Origin of the sequence: Pseudomonas fluorescens (assembly GCF_000967965.1) — a bacterium.
Lineage (GTDB): Bacteria > Pseudomonadota > Gammaproteobacteria > Pseudomonadales > Pseudomonadaceae > Aquipseudomonas > Aquipseudomonas grandcourensis.
This window is the reverse complement of the sequence record NZ_LACC01000038.1, coordinates 65,456-81,581: the sequence shown is the minus strand read 5'-3', so window position 1 is coordinate 81,581 and position 16,126 is coordinate 65,456. Positions and strand designations below refer to the sequence as shown.

Annotated in this window: 16 protein-coding genes, 1 tRNA gene and 1 pseudogene; 12 read left to right on the top strand and 6 right to left on the bottom strand. The window is 59.4% G+C overall.

Annotated elements, in window-relative coordinates; all coding sequences use genetic code 11:
* The 3 genes and pseudogenes from VC35_RS29670 to VC35_RS25500 form a co-directional block, all read right to left on the bottom strand.
* Positions 1-160 (bottom strand): annotated as a pseudogene (locus tag VC35_RS29670) (peptide ABC transporter permease); the annotation flags it as partial.
* A gap of 205 nt (positions 161-365) precedes the next feature.
* Positions 366-1,940, bottom strand: coding sequence for an ABC transporter substrate-binding protein (locus VC35_RS25505; protein ID WP_404942375.1), 1,575 nt, complete (start codon positions 1,938-1,940; stop codon positions 366-368).
* 288 nt (positions 1,941-2,228) lie between these two features.
* Positions 2,229-2,795 carry a helix-turn-helix domain-containing protein gene (locus tag VC35_RS25500; RefSeq protein WP_046043350.1) on the bottom strand — a complete coding sequence of 189 codons (567 nt, stop codon included), beginning with the start codon at positions 2,793-2,795 and terminating at the stop codon, positions 2,229-2,231.
* A 160-nt stretch (positions 2,796-2,955) separates the two neighbouring features.
* On the opposite strand from VC35_RS25500, the gene VC35_RS25495 reads away from it, so the two are divergent.
* On the top strand, positions 2,956-4,173 hold the full coding sequence (locus VC35_RS25495; RefSeq protein ID WP_046043348.1) for a M24 family metallopeptidase: 1,218 nt from the start codon (positions 2,956-2,958) through the stop codon (positions 4,171-4,173).
* A gap of 552 nt (positions 4,174-4,725) precedes the next feature.
* Positions 4,726-4,917 carry an AbrB/MazE/SpoVT family DNA-binding domain-containing protein gene (locus VC35_RS25490; protein ID WP_046043346.1) on the top strand — a complete coding sequence of 64 codons (192 nt, stop codon included), beginning with the start codon at positions 4,726-4,728 and terminating at the stop codon, positions 4,915-4,917.
* A gap of 14 nt (positions 4,918-4,931) precedes the next feature.
* Here the strand turns inward: VC35_RS25490 and VC35_RS25485 are convergent, their stop codons facing one another.
* Both VC35_RS25485 and VC35_RS25480 read right to left on the bottom strand, forming a co-directional pair.
* Entirely contained in the window at positions 4,932-5,471 is a 540-nt protein-coding gene (locus tag VC35_RS25485; protein ID WP_046043345.1) for a hypothetical protein, read from the bottom strand.
* 235 nt (positions 5,472-5,706) lie between these two features.
* Complete coding sequence (locus VC35_RS25480; RefSeq protein ID WP_046043344.1) at positions 5,707-6,360, bottom strand: AraC family transcriptional regulator; 654 nt, start codon at positions 6,358-6,360, stop codon at positions 5,707-5,709.
* Positions 6,361-6,543: 183 nt separating this feature from the next.
* Between VC35_RS25480 and VC35_RS25475 the strand changes: the two genes are divergently transcribed.
* From VC35_RS25475 to VC35_RS25430, 10 genes are all read left to right on the top strand, one after another.
* Positions 6,544-7,308: a COG4705 family protein gene (locus VC35_RS25475; RefSeq protein ID WP_046043343.1), complete on the top strand. Its 765-nt coding sequence runs from the start codon at positions 6,544-6,546 to the stop codon at positions 7,306-7,308.
* A gap of 29 nt (positions 7,309-7,337) precedes the next feature.
* The gene (locus VC35_RS25470) at positions 7,338-7,772 is read left to right on the top strand and encodes a hypothetical protein (RefSeq protein ID WP_046043342.1); all 435 of its coding nucleotides are present in this window, start codon (positions 7,338-7,340) and stop codon (positions 7,770-7,772) included.
* A gap of 84 nt (positions 7,773-7,856) precedes the next feature.
* On the top strand, positions 7,857-8,522 hold the full coding sequence (locus VC35_RS25465) for a response regulator (RefSeq protein ID WP_046043341.1): 666 nt from the start codon (positions 7,857-7,859) through the stop codon (positions 8,520-8,522).
* Complete coding sequence (locus VC35_RS25460) at positions 8,498-9,856, top strand: ATP-binding protein (RefSeq protein ID WP_046043340.1); 1,359 nt, start codon at positions 8,498-8,500, stop codon at positions 9,854-9,856. The genes VC35_RS25465 and VC35_RS25460 overlap by 25 nt, the downstream gene beginning before the upstream one ends.
* Before the next feature lie 163 nt (positions 9,857-10,019).
* Complete coding sequence (locus tag VC35_RS25455; RefSeq protein ID WP_046043339.1) at positions 10,020-11,087, top strand: alpha/beta fold hydrolase; 1,068 nt, start codon at positions 10,020-10,022, stop codon at positions 11,085-11,087.
* A gap of 214 nt (positions 11,088-11,301) precedes the next feature.
* A complete protein-coding gene (locus VC35_RS25450; protein WP_185754854.1) occupies positions 11,302-12,792 on the top strand; it encodes a DUF1254 domain-containing protein in 1,491 nt (496 codons plus the stop codon).
* A 370-nt stretch (positions 12,793-13,162) separates the two neighbouring features.
* Complete coding sequence (locus VC35_RS25445) at positions 13,163-13,816, top strand: hydrolase (protein WP_046043338.1); 654 nt, start codon at positions 13,163-13,165, stop codon at positions 13,814-13,816.
* A gap of 63 nt (positions 13,817-13,879) precedes the next feature.
* Positions 13,880-15,199 (top strand): OprD family porin, encoded by a 1,320-nt coding sequence (locus VC35_RS25440; RefSeq protein WP_185754853.1) that lies wholly within the window; start codon positions 13,880-13,882, stop codon positions 15,197-15,199.
* A gap of 170 nt (positions 15,200-15,369) precedes the next feature.
* The gene (locus tag VC35_RS25435) at positions 15,370-15,615 is read left to right on the top strand and encodes a type II toxin-antitoxin system ParD family antitoxin (protein ID WP_046043337.1); all 246 of its coding nucleotides are present in this window, start codon (positions 15,370-15,372) and stop codon (positions 15,613-15,615) included.
* Positions 15,608-15,898 (top strand): type II toxin-antitoxin system RelE/ParE family toxin, encoded by a 291-nt coding sequence (locus VC35_RS25430; RefSeq protein WP_008015847.1) that lies wholly within the window; start codon positions 15,608-15,610, stop codon positions 15,896-15,898. The genes VC35_RS25435 and VC35_RS25430 overlap by 8 nt, the downstream gene beginning before the upstream one ends.
* Before the next feature lie 118 nt (positions 15,899-16,016).
* Here the strand turns inward: VC35_RS25430 and VC35_RS25425 are convergent.
* Positions 16,017-16,112, bottom strand: a tRNA-Sec gene (locus VC35_RS25425).
* Positions 16,113-16,126: the final 14 nt, after the last annotated feature.

Genomic DNA, 16,126 nt, shown 5'->3' with positions numbered 1-16,126 from the left:
CCATTGCCTGAGCGTGCATTTGCGGGTCGACTCTGCGTTCGCCCATCATGACTTCTACGGGGTCGCCCGGGATCATGCGAATCAACGCGAAAGTCAGCAAGGTGATGCCGAAAAACGTGGGGATCAGTAACCCCAGTCGGCGGGCAATAAAACTCAGCATTTGGGTTTATCACTCCTTATTATTTTTGTAATGCCGGTCAGCGTGCTGGCCGTTCCCACCAGTTTTGGCCGCGTGGGTAAAGGCTCCGGCTCGACGTTTCCCGGTGTGGCGCTTGATTGTATTCGTTGTCGCAGGTGAGAAAGTCCTCACCGGTCTGGCGCCGGCTCGAGGAAGGGGAAAGGGGCCCTTGGCCGGCCCCTGTCGCTCACTGTTTGTTGTAGACGCCGTAGAAGCTGCTGAGTCCGAAGGGGCTGATCTGGAAGTCCTGCACACTGGTGCGCATCGGCTGGTAGACCGTGGAGTGGGCGATCGGGGTCATCGGCACCTGCGCTTTGAGGACATGCTGCGCTTCTTTGTACAGCGCGGTGCGCTTTTCCACATCGGCGGTGGCCTCGGCGGCGTTTACCAGTTTGTCGTAGCCAGCATCGCACCACTTGGAGAAGTTGTTGCCGTTGACCGCGTTACAGGTGTAGAGGGTGCCCAGCCAGTTGTCCGGGTCACCGTTGTCGCCAGTGAAGCCGATCAGCATGGCGTCGTGCTCGCCGGCGTGGCCGCGCTTGATGTACTCGCCCCATTCGTAGCTGACGATGTTGGCCTTGATGCCGATTTTGGCCCAGTCGGCCTGGAGCATTTCGGCCATCAGCTTGGCGTTGGGGTTGTAGGGGCGCTGCACCGGCATAGCCCAGAGGGTGATTTCTGTGCCTTCTTTCACGCCTGCAGCCTTCAGCAGCGCCTTGGCTTTTTCCGGGTTGTAGCCGGCGTCCTTGATGGTCTCGTCGTAGGACCATTGGGTCGGCGGCAGGCCGTTGACGGCCAACTGGCCGGCGCCCTGGTAAACGGCGTCGATGATGGCTTTCTTGTTTACCGCCATGTCTAGCGCCTGGCGTACTTCGAGCTTGTCGAACGGCTTGCGGGTGAAGTTGTAGGCGATGTAGCCAAGGTTGAAGCCTGGTTGACTAGGCATCTTGATGTTCTTGTCTTCCTGCAGCGGCTTGATATCGGCCGGGCGCGGGAAGGAGGTGATCTGGCATTCGTTCTTTTTCAGCTTTTGCATGCGCACCGAGGCGTCGGTGGTGATGGCGAAGATCAGATTGTCGATCTTCACGTCTTCAGGCTTCCAGTAATCCTTGTTGCCCTTGTAGCGAATCTGGGCGTCTTTCTGGTACTTGCTGAACACGAACGGGCCAGTGCCGATCGGCTTTTGGTTGATGTCCTGGGCCTTGCCTTCCTTGAGCAACTGGTCGGTGTATTCGGCCGACTGGATCGAGGCGAAGCTCATGGCCAGGTTCTGGATGAAGGCTGCGTCGACACCCTTGAGGGTGAACTTGACGGTATGGTCGTCGACTTTTTCGACCTTGGTGATGTTTTCGTTCATCCCCATGTCGGTGAAGTAGGGGAATTCGGTGGGGTAGGCCTTGCGGAACGGCATGTCCTTGTCGAGCATGCGGTTGAAGGTGAACAGCACGTCGTCGGCGTTGAAGTCGCGGGTCGGCTTGAAGTAGTCGGTGGTGTGGAACTTGACCCCGTCACGCAGGTGGAAGGTGTAGGTCAGGCCATCGGGAGAAACGTCCCAGCTGGTTGCCAGGCCCGGGATGACCTTGGTGCCGCCACGTTCGAACTGCGAGAGACGGTTGAATACGGTTTCGGCTGAGGCGTCGAAGTCGGTCCCGGTGGTGTATTGGCCTGGGTCGAAGCCAGCTGGGCTGCCTTCGGAGCAGAACACCAGGTTGCTGGCGGCGTGGGTGAGGCCGGAACCGAGGATCAGGCCGGCGGCGATCATAGTCTTGAACGTGGCTTTTTTGCGCATGCGAACCTCATTGTTGTTATTTTTGAGGGCGGCAGATCAGGTAGACCATTCCTGGGGGGATGCACCTGACCCTGCGGCTTTATGGGCGGTAGGCTGCCCGTCATTTACGAGCAGGCAGCCGAAGGCCGTCGTCATGGCTCGGGCGGTAGCGCTGAAGGGAAGAGGGGTGCTCGCGCCGCCGTCGGCCGAGGCAAAAATTAAGTCAATCTAAAATTAATTTCAACTTAAATTCAGTGATACTTACTTTTTGAAGGCGGCCGATCAGGCCGTGGGGTGATCGTCGAGCAGGCCCCCCATGGTGGTAACGACCAGCACTTCGGCAACTTCGTCGCCAGAATTGGCAATGGAATGCTGCTTGGTGGAGTCGAAATGCACCGATCCCCCCGGGCCGAGTGGGTAGGTGTGGCCTTCGATGGTGTAGACGATTTGCCCGGAGAGCACATAGGTAAACTCTGCGCCTTCGTGGGAGATGAGCTCGGACTGGTAGCCCACCGCCATGGTCATCTTCATCGCGTTGATCAGGTTGCCGGGGAAGTTGCTGGACAGGCGCTCGTAGACCAGTGGCTGGCTGCCGATGGAGTACCGTACGCGCAGGCCCTGGTGGGAGTCGGGCTGGGGCTGGGCGGGCTGGTCGAACAGGGTGTTGAGCGGAATGCCCAAGGCATTTGCGATTCTCGCCAGCGAGGAGATGGACACGCCAGTGAGGTTACGCTCCGCCTGGGACAGGAAGCTGGCTGTGAGGCCTGTTTCAGTGGCGACTTGGTTCAGGGTCTTGTTGGCGGCACGGCGGTGGCGGCGCAGCCGTTCCCCGATCTGTTCTGCGGTCATTGGCGTGGCTCGTGTTCTGAAAGGCGCCAGTATAGCGGGCAGCGCATTGTCGAAAAGGCTTTTCGCCTGATTGAAATTAAGTGGAGCTGAAAATACGTATTGACGCATTTTTAAGTCAGGCTTAAATTTCGAGCACTGCAACATAACTCAGGAGAATGAGATGACAGTGGGTGTAGGTGGCAAAACTCCGGAACAGGCGCTGGCCGGCCTGGCGAAGATGACCGCGGGCATGCAGCCCATCGGCCTCGACGAATACCAGTCACGCATTGCCAAGGCCCAGGGCCTGATGCGAGAGCAGGGCATCGCCGCCCTCTACCTGAACGCTGGCAGCAACCTGTACTACTTCACCGGGGTGAAGTGGAGCCCGAGCGAACGCATGGTCGGCGCCGTGCTGCCCGCCAACGGCCCGCTGGCCTATATCGCCCCGGCATTCGAAGAGGGCACCATCCGTGACTTCCGCGAGGTGGATGGGGTTATCCATGGTTGGCATGAGCATGAGAGTCCCTACCGCCTGCTGCTCGACATGCTCGCAGGAATGGGCATCGCCGCCAACGCAGTGGTGGGACTGTGCCCATCCCTGGCGTTCTTCATGTTCGACGCAATCCGCCGCCTCGGATCGGGCTTCGAGTTCGTAGACGCTTCTTGCGTGATAAACCTGTGTCGCTATCACAAGTCCGCTACAGAATTGGCGCTGATGCAGCGCGCCAAAGACATGACCTTGCAAGTGCAAAAGGCTGCCGCCAGCATCCTGCGCGCAGGCATCAGCACCACCGAGGTTGCCGAGTTCATCCGCGAGGCGCACCGCAAGGTGGGCGCGCCGGGTTCGACCTTCTGCATCGTGCTGTTCGGCGAGGCCAGCGCCTTTCCCCATGGGGTGAAGCACGCGCAGGTGCTCAAGGACGGCGACATGGTGCTGATCGACACGGGCTGCCTGCTCCACGGCTACCAGTCGGATATCACTCGCAGTTACGTGTTCGGCACCCCGAGCGACCGCCAGCGCGCCATGTGGAACCTGGAAAAGGCCGCCCAACAGGCCGCCTTCGACGCCGCGCGCCTGGGCGAACCCTGCCTGGTGGTGGATGCCGCCGCGCGGCTTAGCCTGGAAGCCGCCGGCCTCGGCCCGGACTACCAGTTACCCGGCTTGCCGCACCGCACCGGACATGGCATCGGCCTGGACATTCACGAAGGACCCTACCTGGTGCGTGGTGACCAGACGCCGCTGGCCGAGGGCATGTGCTTCTCCAATGAGCCGATGATTTGCGTGCCGGGCGAGTTCGGCATTCGCCTGGAGGATCATTTCTACATGACCGCCACTGGCCCGCGCTGGTTTACCGAGCCGAGCTATTCCGTAGACGACCCGTTCGGGTTGGAGGCCTGAGGGCAGGCGATTGTCCGAGGTGGCCAGCCATTCAAGAGGACTTGAGGTGGATTGCACGCAGCCTTTTTAGAACAACCGCATGCGAAGCAAATGTCCTGATTTTGCCTTATCCCGGCATGACCCCATCTTCATTCGAAGCTGTGTGCCGGTGAGGCAGGTATGCCAAACGACGGAGTTATCTGTCAGGGTCCGGTAGCGATCGCGATCGGGCCTGGCATTGATGATAGGGCTCTCAAACCGCCACTCAATGACATCAGCGACGTCAGCAAAAACAATCCCATCGGCATTTTTGATGGGAAAGTTTCAAATTCATGGAGTCACAAGGGTGCAGAGGAAGAAGCGTGATGGATTCACTGATACTTGATTTAACATAATATACATTATGCGAACCTAAAGATTCTCCTTGTGGGGCTCTGCTCGATGCTTTTCACCAGATGATCAGGCTGGCCAGGCCGAATTTCTCGCATGCGAAAAAACACCATCACGAGCATGACGATTCCGCAGGAACCATAATCATGAATCGACCGTGTCATTTGATCACCTGGGGAAAATATGAACCCAACACCTAGCTCTGAAAATAACCGCTGGATTGTCACCTGCCAAGATGCAGCCGATGGCACTGGCGACCTGATCGTACCTTTGCCTGATGATCTCCTGGCTGCTATCGGGTTGACCGTTGGTGACAAGCTGGACATGGAAAAACAACCTGACGGCACGATAACCCTGACGCCAATTCGTTCGTAAAACTGGGGGCCAGATCACTCTGCTGCTCGTGCCTGCACCTCAGCAATGTAATCCAGGACGAACGGATCCTGAGAACCTTGCTCTTTGTAATAGCCAACCACGTTGGCCAGAGTCCACCGCAGCAACCTCATCAGTACCGGATCGGAAAATTTCCAGCTGCTCGACTCATACGGATACCGGCTGTTGGTGAACACGTCGCGGTATCTCTCGAAGGAATTTTCCTGGCTGTCCAGGACCAAGCTGCTACGAATCACTTCGGGCACCGCATGGAACAACGTCAACAGATCGTGCTTATCAGGAGTTTTACGGCTGACTTTGTCGACGCTTTGCAAATGCTGGTGAGCCGCGGCCAACGCTACGGCGTCGAGTTTGTAGGTCTCGCCGGATGTACCTTGATGCTGGTCAGGCACGGAAATAAAGCTCTTGAGCAGGATTTCCATGCCAATCGCCGCATTGACCTGGGCAACGTGCGGTAGGTTTTGCGCGTCCAGAATCTCAGCGGCTTTCAGGTAATTGTGAGCGTTTTGAAGCATCCAGCTTGGAAAATGACCCATTACATACCCCTTTGAATGGCCGCCGCAGATGGCTGGAGCCCTTGATTTACGGGGCTTGTTACCGATTACACGTGTGCTTGAAAGATACAGCACATATCTGGAAGATAGCGAACAAGGATGAGCTACCCTCCCCCCATTAATAACTATGAATTATAACTAAGCTAAATAACCATTTAGTCGAGTTGGCTTTTATTCTTGCCCTGCACCCTGTCCTGCCATTTCATTCGCCCAGTGATCAGTCGCCCGCCGTTTGCTGCGCCCGCCAGTTTCTCGGAGAAAACCCGGTCCATTGCTTGAAATGGCGACTGAACACCGAGACGTCGGCATACCCAAGATTCAACGCCAGATCGGTGATGCTGGTTTTGTCTCGCAGCAGGTTTTGCTTGGCGATTTCCAGACGGGTTTCCTGTAGCAGTTGACTGAAACGGCTGCCTTCGGCTTGCAAGCGCTTCTGCAGGACCCGCGGTTGCAGACCCAGTGAGTTGCTCACCGCCTCGATACTGCACTCGCCCGTGTGCAAGAGTCCGCCGATCAAATGACAGACCTGGGCCTTGAGGTTGTCCGGGTACTGGTTCTTGAGTAGCTGCAATTGCCGGGCAAAACTCAACGCCTCCCCTACCGTTGGCTGGCGACTGCCCGACAGCGCCACATCGCCGATCGCCAACAGGTCCTGGCGCGACGCAAGGCGCAGGGCGAACAGCGGCTCCTGGCATTGGCGCGCGGTGTCGTCGAGCAGATCGGCAGTCTTCTCGTAAGAGACATAGCTATTGGGTTGACGCAACTGGGCCACGACCATCCCGGCGTCACGTAACAGACTCACCGGATTCTGGCCGAGCTGGGACACCAGGGTGCCGTAGCCCTCGATTGCGCCACTGCGTAAAAGAAACATGGTCCGTCGCCATCCGCATCAAGGTTCGCAATAAAGCAAGTTTTGCTCCTCTGAAGTCAACTGGAACTTCGAAGTCCATGGCAGAAAACCGAACGACTTCCCTCCCCTCAGTCTCAGCTAAGTTTCGGTCCGTATCGTCTCCCTTGCGCAACTTCGGCGCTGCTCAGGAGAGGCAACCCGCCCATGAACCCCCTTACAGCCGGATGGCTCAACAAAGTACCCGAGGTGACGCTGTCATTCTGGGTGATCAAGATCCTGTCCACGACGGTGGGTGAAACCGGCGCGGACTTCCTCGCTGTCGATGCCGGCCTCGGCCTGGGCTGGACCAGCCTTGGCATGGCGACATTGCTGGCCATCGCACTGTTCATACAGATGCGCAAGACCGCCTGTTCGCCCGGGACCTACTGGCTGACCGTGGTGCTGGTAAGCATCGTCGGGACCCAGCTCACCGACATCCTGACCGACGTCCTCGACGTCAGCCTGTACACCAGCACCGCGGTGTTTTCTGTCCTGCTGGCACTGAATTTTCTGGTCTGGTACCGGATGGAGCACAACCTGTCGATCCGCGAGATCGTCACCCCGCGCCGGGAATGGTTCTACTGGACGACCGTGCTCTGCACCTTTGCGCTCGGCACGGCGGCCGGTGACCTGGCCACCGAGGCACTGGGCCTGGGCTTCACCCTCGGCGCCGTGATTTTCGCCGCGCTGCTCGCCGCGACCCTGGTGGCCTGGCGCCTGGGTGCCAATGTGGTACTGGCCTTCTGGATCGCCTACATCCTTACCCGTCCGTTCGGTGCATCTCTGGGCGATTTGCTGACCCAGTCCAAGACCTACGGTGGCCTCGGCATGGGCGCCACCTGGACCAGCGCGATCTTCCTGTGCGTCATCGTCCTGTTGGTTGCTGTCGCACAGATGAGCGTCGGCAATCGCAATTCCGTCACTGAGTAACCTTTTCAATAGTTCATCAAGGAATTGTCATGCGCCCTTTTCAAAACATCATTCGCCACGTCGCCATTGTCTCGTCGATCTTCCTCCTCAGCATCGCTGCCGGCTGCTCGAAGCCTGCCGACAAGCCTGCTGCGGCTAGCCAATCCGGCGCAATGAGTGCCCAAACCCAGTCCGGTTCGAAACTGGGCGACCTGTCCGAGTTCCGCACCATCGCCGCCGACGTTGCCACGATCGTCGATAAAAACGACCTGCCGGGCGCGAAGGCCCGCATCAAGGACCTGGAGAGCGCCTGGGACTCGGCCGAAGCCGGCATCAAGCCTCGCGCTGCCAGCGACTGGCATGTCGTGGACAAGGCCATCGACCGCGCGCTCGACGCGTTGCGTACCAGCAATCCGCAACTGAACGACTGCAAGGCCCGCATGGACGAGCTGATGAAGGCCTTCGATTCGATGAAAGGCGCGTAATAACCGGGCGGACAAACGCCGGTACAGGTGCTTCAATACAGGCGCGACGGTCATGACCGCCGCGCCTTTTTTTAGGAGCGGGACATGCGCATATTGCTGGTCGAAGATGACCCGATGATCGGGGACGCCATCCAGGGCGCACTGAGTGATGCGAGCTACGCCACCGACTGGGTGAAAAACGGCATGACCGCACTCTCGGCGCTGGAAACCCAGCCCTATGACTTGGTGCTGCTGGACCTCGGGCTGCCAGGCAAGGATGGGCTGGATGTGCTCGACAGCATTCGCGGCCGCAACAACCCGGTGCCGCTGCTGATCATCACCGCCCGGGACAGCCTCGACGACCGCCTGCGCGGCCTTGACGGTGGCGCCGACGATTACTTGCTCAAACCCTTCGACATGGCCGAACTGTTGGCCCGCATGCGCGCCGTGCTGCGCCGCAAAGGCGGCAGCGCCCAGTCATTGCTCGACAACGGCGTGGTGGCACTGGACCTGGTGTCGAAACAGGCCAGCACGGCCGATAACCCCGGTGTGCAACTGTCCAGCCGCGAGTTCGCCCTGTTGCAGGCGCTGTTGATCCGCCCGGGGGCGATCCTCTCGCGCAGCGAACTCGAAGACCGCCTCTACGGCTGGGGTAATGAAGTGGAAAGCAACGCCGTGGAGTTTCTGATTCATTCGCTGCGACGCAAGTTGGGCAACCAGGTCATCAAGAACGTCAGGGGTATGGGATGGATGGTTTCAAAAAGCGCTTGAGCGACTCGGTCCAGGTACGGCTGTCGGTCGCACTGTCGCTGGCCATCCTGATCGTTGCGGTGCTGGCCGGGATATTTGCGTTCGTCTCGGCCCTCGACGAAGCCCACGAAATGCAGGACGAAACCCTGCGTCATGTGGCGGTCCTGTTCGATCGACAACGGATGACACTGCACTACCCCGCCGCTGAAAAAATCGCCGGTGACGACGAAGAATCGAGGGTCATCGTGCAATACCTGGCTGACAGCAACAAAGCCGTCGGCAACAACGACGACAGCGTCCTGCCACTGCCCTTCCCCACGACGCTGGCCGATGGTCTGTCGACCTTGAACATCGCGGGCGAAGACTTTCGCGCGCTGGTCCGCACCACCGCCCGGGGCGAGCGCATCGTCGTCGCCCAAGAGACGGGGGTTCGCGACAAGGAGGCACGTGAGAGCGCCTGGCGCAGCCTGCTGCCGTTTCTCATTCTGTTTCCTGTGCTGTTGCTGGTGGTGAGCGATCTGGTGCACAAGCTGTTTCGTCCCATCGCCACCCTCTCCGATGACATAGACCGACGCGACAAACAGGCCCTGCACCCGATCGACGAACACCATCTGCCCACCGAGATCCGCCCTTTCGTCGTGGCCATCAATCGCTTGCTGGCACGGGTTGCGCAATCCATGGAAACCCAGCGCCGCTTCATCGCCGACGCTGCCCACGAACTGCGCTCGCCCATGACCGCCCTGTCGCTGCAAGCCGAGCGACTGAAAGCCACGCCCATGCCGACACAAGCCGTCGAACGCCTGCTGCCGTTGTCCCGCGGCATCGAGCGCAGCAGAAAGCTGATTGATCAGTTGCTGGCCCTGGCCGCCGCGCAATCGAATTCAGAGCGGCCGCAGACCACGGTTTCGGTCCTTGCGGTCTATCGGCGGGTGCTGGAGGACCTGTTGCCCTTGGCGGAACGCAAGAGCATCGACATCGGCGTTGAAAGTACCGAAGACGTGCAGGTCGTCATCAACGAAATGGACCTGCTGATCCTGATCAAGAATCTGGTGGACAACGCGATTCGCTACACCCCAAGTGGCGGACGCGTCGACCTGTCGGTGGAGCAGGCGCAGGACACCGTGATCCTTCAGGTCAAGGATTCCGGCCCTGGTATTACGGCCGACGAGCAGATGCGCGTGTTTGACCCGTTCTATCGCAGCGTGGGAACAGAGGAAGCAGGCTCCGGGTTGGGCTTGTCCATCGTCAACGCCATCGCCGAGCGTACGGGGGCTCGGGTGCGCCTGGGTTTCTCGGATGAGACGAACAAGCGCGGGTTATGTGTCTCGGTCGAGTTGCAAAGAGGCTCAGGCTAAATCCCTATGTATCACAGTGTGTCAGCGCGACCTCTCGATACACTGACTTTCATCCGGCCGGCGATTCGACACAGGCCGGATACGTTGCCGCGTTTCAATGCAAGCAAGGTTTGAAGGGGCACAGACCGGCCCCCTGACCCATGGCTGGTAATGGAGACATCCCATGAAGAAGGCACTGCACAACAGCAAAACCAGCAACACTCGCCGCCACCTGGTCGGCCCTTCGATCCTCGCGCTGACACTGTTTGGCGTGCTCGGCGCGGCCCACGCGCAAACGGCCGCCACCGCGCAGCCAGCGGCGACCCCTGCCGCGACCACGCAGGCGGCGCCCTTGCCCTTCGGCCCACTCAAGCATGTCAACGCCGGACTGCTGAACGTGGCGTACGCCGAAACTGGCCCGGCCAACGGGCCGGTGGTGATCCTGCTGCACGGCTGGCCGTACGACATTCACAGTTATGACGAGGTCGCGCCGTTGTTGGCCGCCAAGGGCTATCGGGTGCTGATGCCCTATGCGCGCGGCTATGGCGATACGCGTTTCCTGTCCGTAGAAACCGAGCGCAATGGCCAGCCGGCTGCGTTGGCCAGTGATGTCATCGACTTTATGGATGCCCTGAAGATCAAACAAGCGGTGCTCGGTGGTTATGACTGGGGGGCGCGTTCGGCCGATATTGTCTCGGCGCTGTGGCCGGAGCGGGTCAAGGCACTGGTCTCGGTCAGCGGTTATCTGATCGGCAACCAGGCAGCCGGCAAGAACCCGCTGCCCCCCAAGGCGGAATTGCAGTGGTGGTATCAGTTCTACTTCGCCACTGACCGCGGACGCGCCGGTTACGAGAGAAACACCCATGACTTCGCCAAGCTGATCTGGCAACTGGCTTCGCCGAAATGGGCGTTCGATGACGCCACCTTTGACCGCAGCGCCAAGGCACTGGACAACCCCGACCATGTCGACATCACCGTGTTCAACTACCGCTGGCGCCTGGGCTTGGTCCAGGGTGAAAGCCGATACGAAGCGCTGGAGCAGAAACTGGCCACGGCGCCGTCCATCAGCGTGCCGACCATTACCCTTGAAGGCGATGCCAACGGCGCACCGCACCCGGCTCCTGAGGACTATGCCAAGCGCTTCACCGGCAAATACCAGTTCCGGCTGATCACCGGCGGCATCGGCCACAACCTGCCGCAGGAAGATCCGCAGGCGTTCGCAAAGGCGGTGATTGATGCCGATCATCTTTGAGGTCCATCTGACGTCCTCGCGCCTGCGCTGAACAGCTGCCGGCACAAAAGCGGCTCGTTTCACTCAACGGGCCGTTTTTGTGCGCGCCGTGAAGCTGAAGTGTGTCGTGATCGACGATTATTCACCATGTGCATCAACAACATCGGGATAAAGATGGGCTATCTTGTCAGCAACTCACCTGCATCAGGTGACTGCCAACAAGTAAGGACGCTTCATGAATCGTTTGCCCCGGCGCCACGCCCTCTTCGCCTTGACTTTCGCCAGTACGCTCACAGCCGCAGCCCTGTTGAGTACTCCGGGTTACGCAGCGCAAGCCACTGGCGCCGCTCCGGCCGCCAGCCCTGTCTCGGGCCCTGTTGCCGGCACCAAAGTAACTGAATCGTACGTACGCATGATGGCGCGCGAGGCGTATTTCTGGGGTTGGCCGATGGCCAACATTTTCAATCGTCGCCAGACCTTCAAGGACTTGCCGGAACCCGGCTTGATGGGCGGCATCGTACCCGTGGCCCCGATCAATCGGCTGTCAATGCTCAGCGACTACATCGACCCGGCCGAACGGCTGGTGGCCTGCCCGAACCAGGACGTGGTGTACGGCGCCGGCAGCATCGCCCTGGACATTGAGCCGGTGGTGCTGCAAGTGCCGGACTTCGACGGCCGCTTCTGGGTGTATCAGGTGGTGGACCTGCGTTCCGACAGCTTTGCCGAGATGGGTAAGATGTATAACACCCAACCGGGCTTCTACCTGCTGGTCGGCCCGGACTGGAACGGCAAGGTGCCGCCAGGCATCAAGCGGGTATACCGGGCGCGTACGAACACCGGGTTCGTGATCCCTCGGGTATTCCAGGACGACACCGCCGCCGACCGTCTGGCCGTGCAGCCGGCATTGTCGGGCATCGACATGTACCCGCTGTCGCAGTACGACGGCAATATGAAAAAGCGCAACTGGGCCAGGCTGCCGAAATTCCCGGCCCAGGCTTCTGAAGGCAGCGCCGAAACCAAATGGGTGGTGCCGGAGAAGTTCTTCGACGAACTGCCGGCCCTGCTCAAGGACGCCAAGCCATTGCCGGGCGAAGAAGCCCGCTACGCACAAATGGCTGCCCTCGCGGCCATCGCCAAGGCCGACCCGCAACTGCGCGCCGTGATGATCGACGAGGCGAAAAAGGCCGACAGCGAAGTGATCGACCCGCTGTTGCAGTTCCGCAACTACGGCCTGCAATTGCCCAATCACTGGAGCACCGTCAGCAACGGCGCAGCGTTCGGCACCGACTATTTCACCCGTACCGCCGTCGCGCGCTCGAACATATTCGTCAATCAGCAGAAAGAGACCAAATACTTCTACCAGGACCTGGATGAAAACGGCCTGCGCCTCAACGGTCAGTACGGCTACAGCGTCACGTTCGCCAAAGGCAAGCTGCCACCGGTCAAGGGGTTCTGGTCGCTGACGCTGTACAACGAACAGCACTTCTTCTCGCCGAACGAGCTCAAGCGTTACTCCATCGGCACCAAGAACAAGTCCCTGCAAACCAACCCTGACGGCTCGCTGACCATTTACGTGCAAAGCGAATCACCGGGCAAGGACAAGGAAAGCAACTGGCTGCCCTCGCCCAAAGGCGCCGAATTCTCGCTGTACATCCGCGCCTACTGGCCGCAAGCCGATGCCCTCGACGGCGACTGGACCCCGCCGGCGGTGGTGAAAACCAATTGAACAGGACCTGAAAAAATGAGCGCCCAGGTGGCGCTCATTTCATTTTGGTGGCATGGAAACCCCAAAACCCTGTGGGAGCGAACTTGCTCGCGATGGCGGAGTGTCAGCTGACATCAATGCTGGATGTACCGGCCACATCGCGAGCAAGCTCGCTCCCACTGGGTATACCGGCTCCCTCCGGCATCCGCTCCCGAAGCAAACCTCAGGTCGACGACTGACAGGCGCCCTTTTGCGGTACCAGACGAATATCGACACGACGGTTGGCTTCCCGCCCCGCCTCGGTGTTATCAAAGACAGCACACCGATTCAATATTCCCGACCCGATCTACGTAACCATGACCACCTCACTCACCCTCGTAAGGACAGTGTCATGGCCATTGCAAAGGCAGTACCCGGCAAAACCCTGCTGACCCCGACCGACCACACCCTGATCATGATCGACCACCAGTCGCAGATGTCCTTCGCGACCAAGTCGATCGACGCCGTCACCCTGCGCAACAACGCCGCACTGGTGGCCAAGGCAGCGCGTGGCTTCAAGGTCTCGACCATTCTCACCACCGTCGCCGAGAAGAGTTTTTCCGGACCGATCTTCGACGAAATCAAGGCTGTGTTCCCGGAACACAACGTGATCGACCGCACCAGCATGAACACCTGGGAGGACGAGCGCATTGCCGTGGAAGTCAACGCCATCGGCAAGCAGAAGATTGTCCTCGCCGGTCTGTGGACATCCGTTTGCATCGTTGGCCCGGCGTTGTCGGCGATTGACCAGGGTTTCGAGGTGTATGTGATTGCCGACGCCTGCGGCGACGTCAGCACCGAGGCCCATGAAATGGCCATGCAGCGCATGATCCAGATCGGTGCCCGGCCGATGACCTCGCTGCAATACCTGCTGGAACTGCAACGCGACTGGGCCCGCAGCGAGACGTACGACGAAACGGTGAAAACCTCGATTGCCAACGGTGGTGCCTACGGTCTGGGCCTGATCTACGCCAAGACCATGTTTGGTGCGTCCGAAGGCCATTAAGGTCCGTTGAAAAAACCGGCGACTGCGTTCCGACGCAGTCGCTGGCCCGGTGGTGACCCATTGATGATCCTTTCCCCGCAAGACTCCCGGGCGGCCATTGCCCTGTGCTTCTGCCTATTGACTACCCACGCACTGGCCGAAGAATCGGCGAAAGACTCCGTAGGATTTTTCGAGGGTGCGAGCCTCGGCGTGCTCAGCCGGAACTTCTATCTGAACAGCGACTATCGATCGCCCTCGCCGACCGGCAAGAACTACAAGGCTGAATGGGCCCAAGGTTTTATCAGTGCTTTTGAATCCGGCTTTACACCGGGCACGGTCGGCTTCGGCCTCGATGCCCATGCCTTTTTGGGACTCAAGCTCGATGGCGGCAAGGGCCATTCCGGGACCGGATTGCTGCCAGTAAGCAGTGACGGTCGTAGCGAAAGCAACTACTCCAGCGGTGGCGGCGCGATCAAGCTCAAGGCATCGAACACCACCTTGGCATTTGGCGAAATGGAGGTCGAATCCCCGGTGTTCGACACCGCGGACAAGCGCCTGCAGCCGGAGTACGCCACAGGTTTTCTGCTCAACAGCCGCGAAATCGATGGCATGAACCTGCAGGCCGGGCACTTCACGGCGTTCAAGAATCAGGACAGTGCTTCAGGCAAGGGCAACTTTTTCGGTTATGGCGCCAATACCGAGGCCGGCGGCATTTCGTTTGTCGGCGCCGATCTGTTTACCCAAAGCCCGGTTGGCGGCGCCCTGTATGCATCGGATCTGACTGACACCTGGCATCAGTACTACGGCAACCTGCACTTCAAGCAGGCCGAGGTGTTCCTCGACGCCAATCTCTATCACACCCGGGACACCGGCCAGGCGCTGGCCGGTGCCATCGACAATACGGCGTATAGCCTGTCCGGCCAATACACGCTGGGCGCCCATGGGTTCACCCTGGCGTACCAGAAAGTCGACGGTGATACGCCGTTCGATTTCGTCGGCGGCGACTCCATCTATCTCGCCAACTCGATCAAGTACGCCGACTTCAACGGCGCCCACGAACGCTCCTGGCAGGTTCGTTATGACCTGGACCTGACTGCCTTCGGGATACCCGGTCTGAAATTCATGACCCGCTACGTCACCGGCGACCAGATCGACGGCACCCATGCGCCACAAGGCGGCGCCTACAACCCGTTCGACCCGGCGACCGGCACCTTCGCGCCGCAACAAGGTGATGGGGGCAAGCACTGGGAGCGAGACATTGATTTGAAGTACATGATCCAGACGGGTGCGGCGAAGGACCTGTCGGTGCAGGTATCGCACGTTTCGCACCGGGCCAATGAGGCGCAGGCGGGTGATGACATAGACCGGATATATGTAGTGATTCAGTACCCGCTGGGGTTCTGAGAAAAGTATTCGGCAATGTTTGGAATGCATTCAATTGTTGGAGCGGACTTGCCGCAAAGCTGCAATTTCTGTTGGGATTGGATGGATCGCAATAGAGGCTCGATTGCTCGATACCGCACCAAGAGTATGATAGTTTGCACGCAGTCGACCATCTCCGTGGAGGCCCAATCATGGGAACCGTACGAAAAACCATCACTGTGACTGACCAGCAGGACAACTGGATCAAAGCGCAGATAGAAGCGGGCCATTACACCAACGACAGCGAATATATTCGCGATCTGATCCGTCGTGAACAGGAGCGCAGCGCTGAACTCGAAACGATCCGTGCCGCCCTTCGGGAAGGTGAATCCAGCGGAAAACCTCGCCCATTCGATCCAGCTGCATTCAAACAGAGAATGTTAACCGCGCATGGCTGAGTATCGTCTAACGCCTGCCGCAGAGGGTGACCTTGAGGCAATCTGGAGTTATACCGCTCGCCAGTGGGGCCTGGATCAGGCCAATCGCTATATTGACATCCTTACCTCAGCATTTGCGCAATTGGCCGAGCGCCCGAAAAAGGCGCCGGCCTGCGACACTATCCGTCCTGGTTATCGGCGCTGCAGTGTGGAGCGGCACATGATCTATTTTCGAATCACTGCGTACGGAATTGCGATCATCAGGGTCCTTCATGATCGGATGGAAGCGCAGCGCAATCTCTGACGATCCATTTCGCAATCCCGTGTAAAAACTGGACGAATGTATTGCTTCGAGCAACTGCCATCGCGAGCAGGCTCGCTCCCACAGGGGATTGGGTTGAGTCAGAAGGTTTGGGGATGATTGGCGGAAGGCAGCCGGAGTCGAACCTGCCCGGGAACGGATGCCGTCCCCAACCGGGTTTGAAGCCCGGCCGCGCCACCGGGCGCGATTGCCTTCCTTGAAGTCATGCCT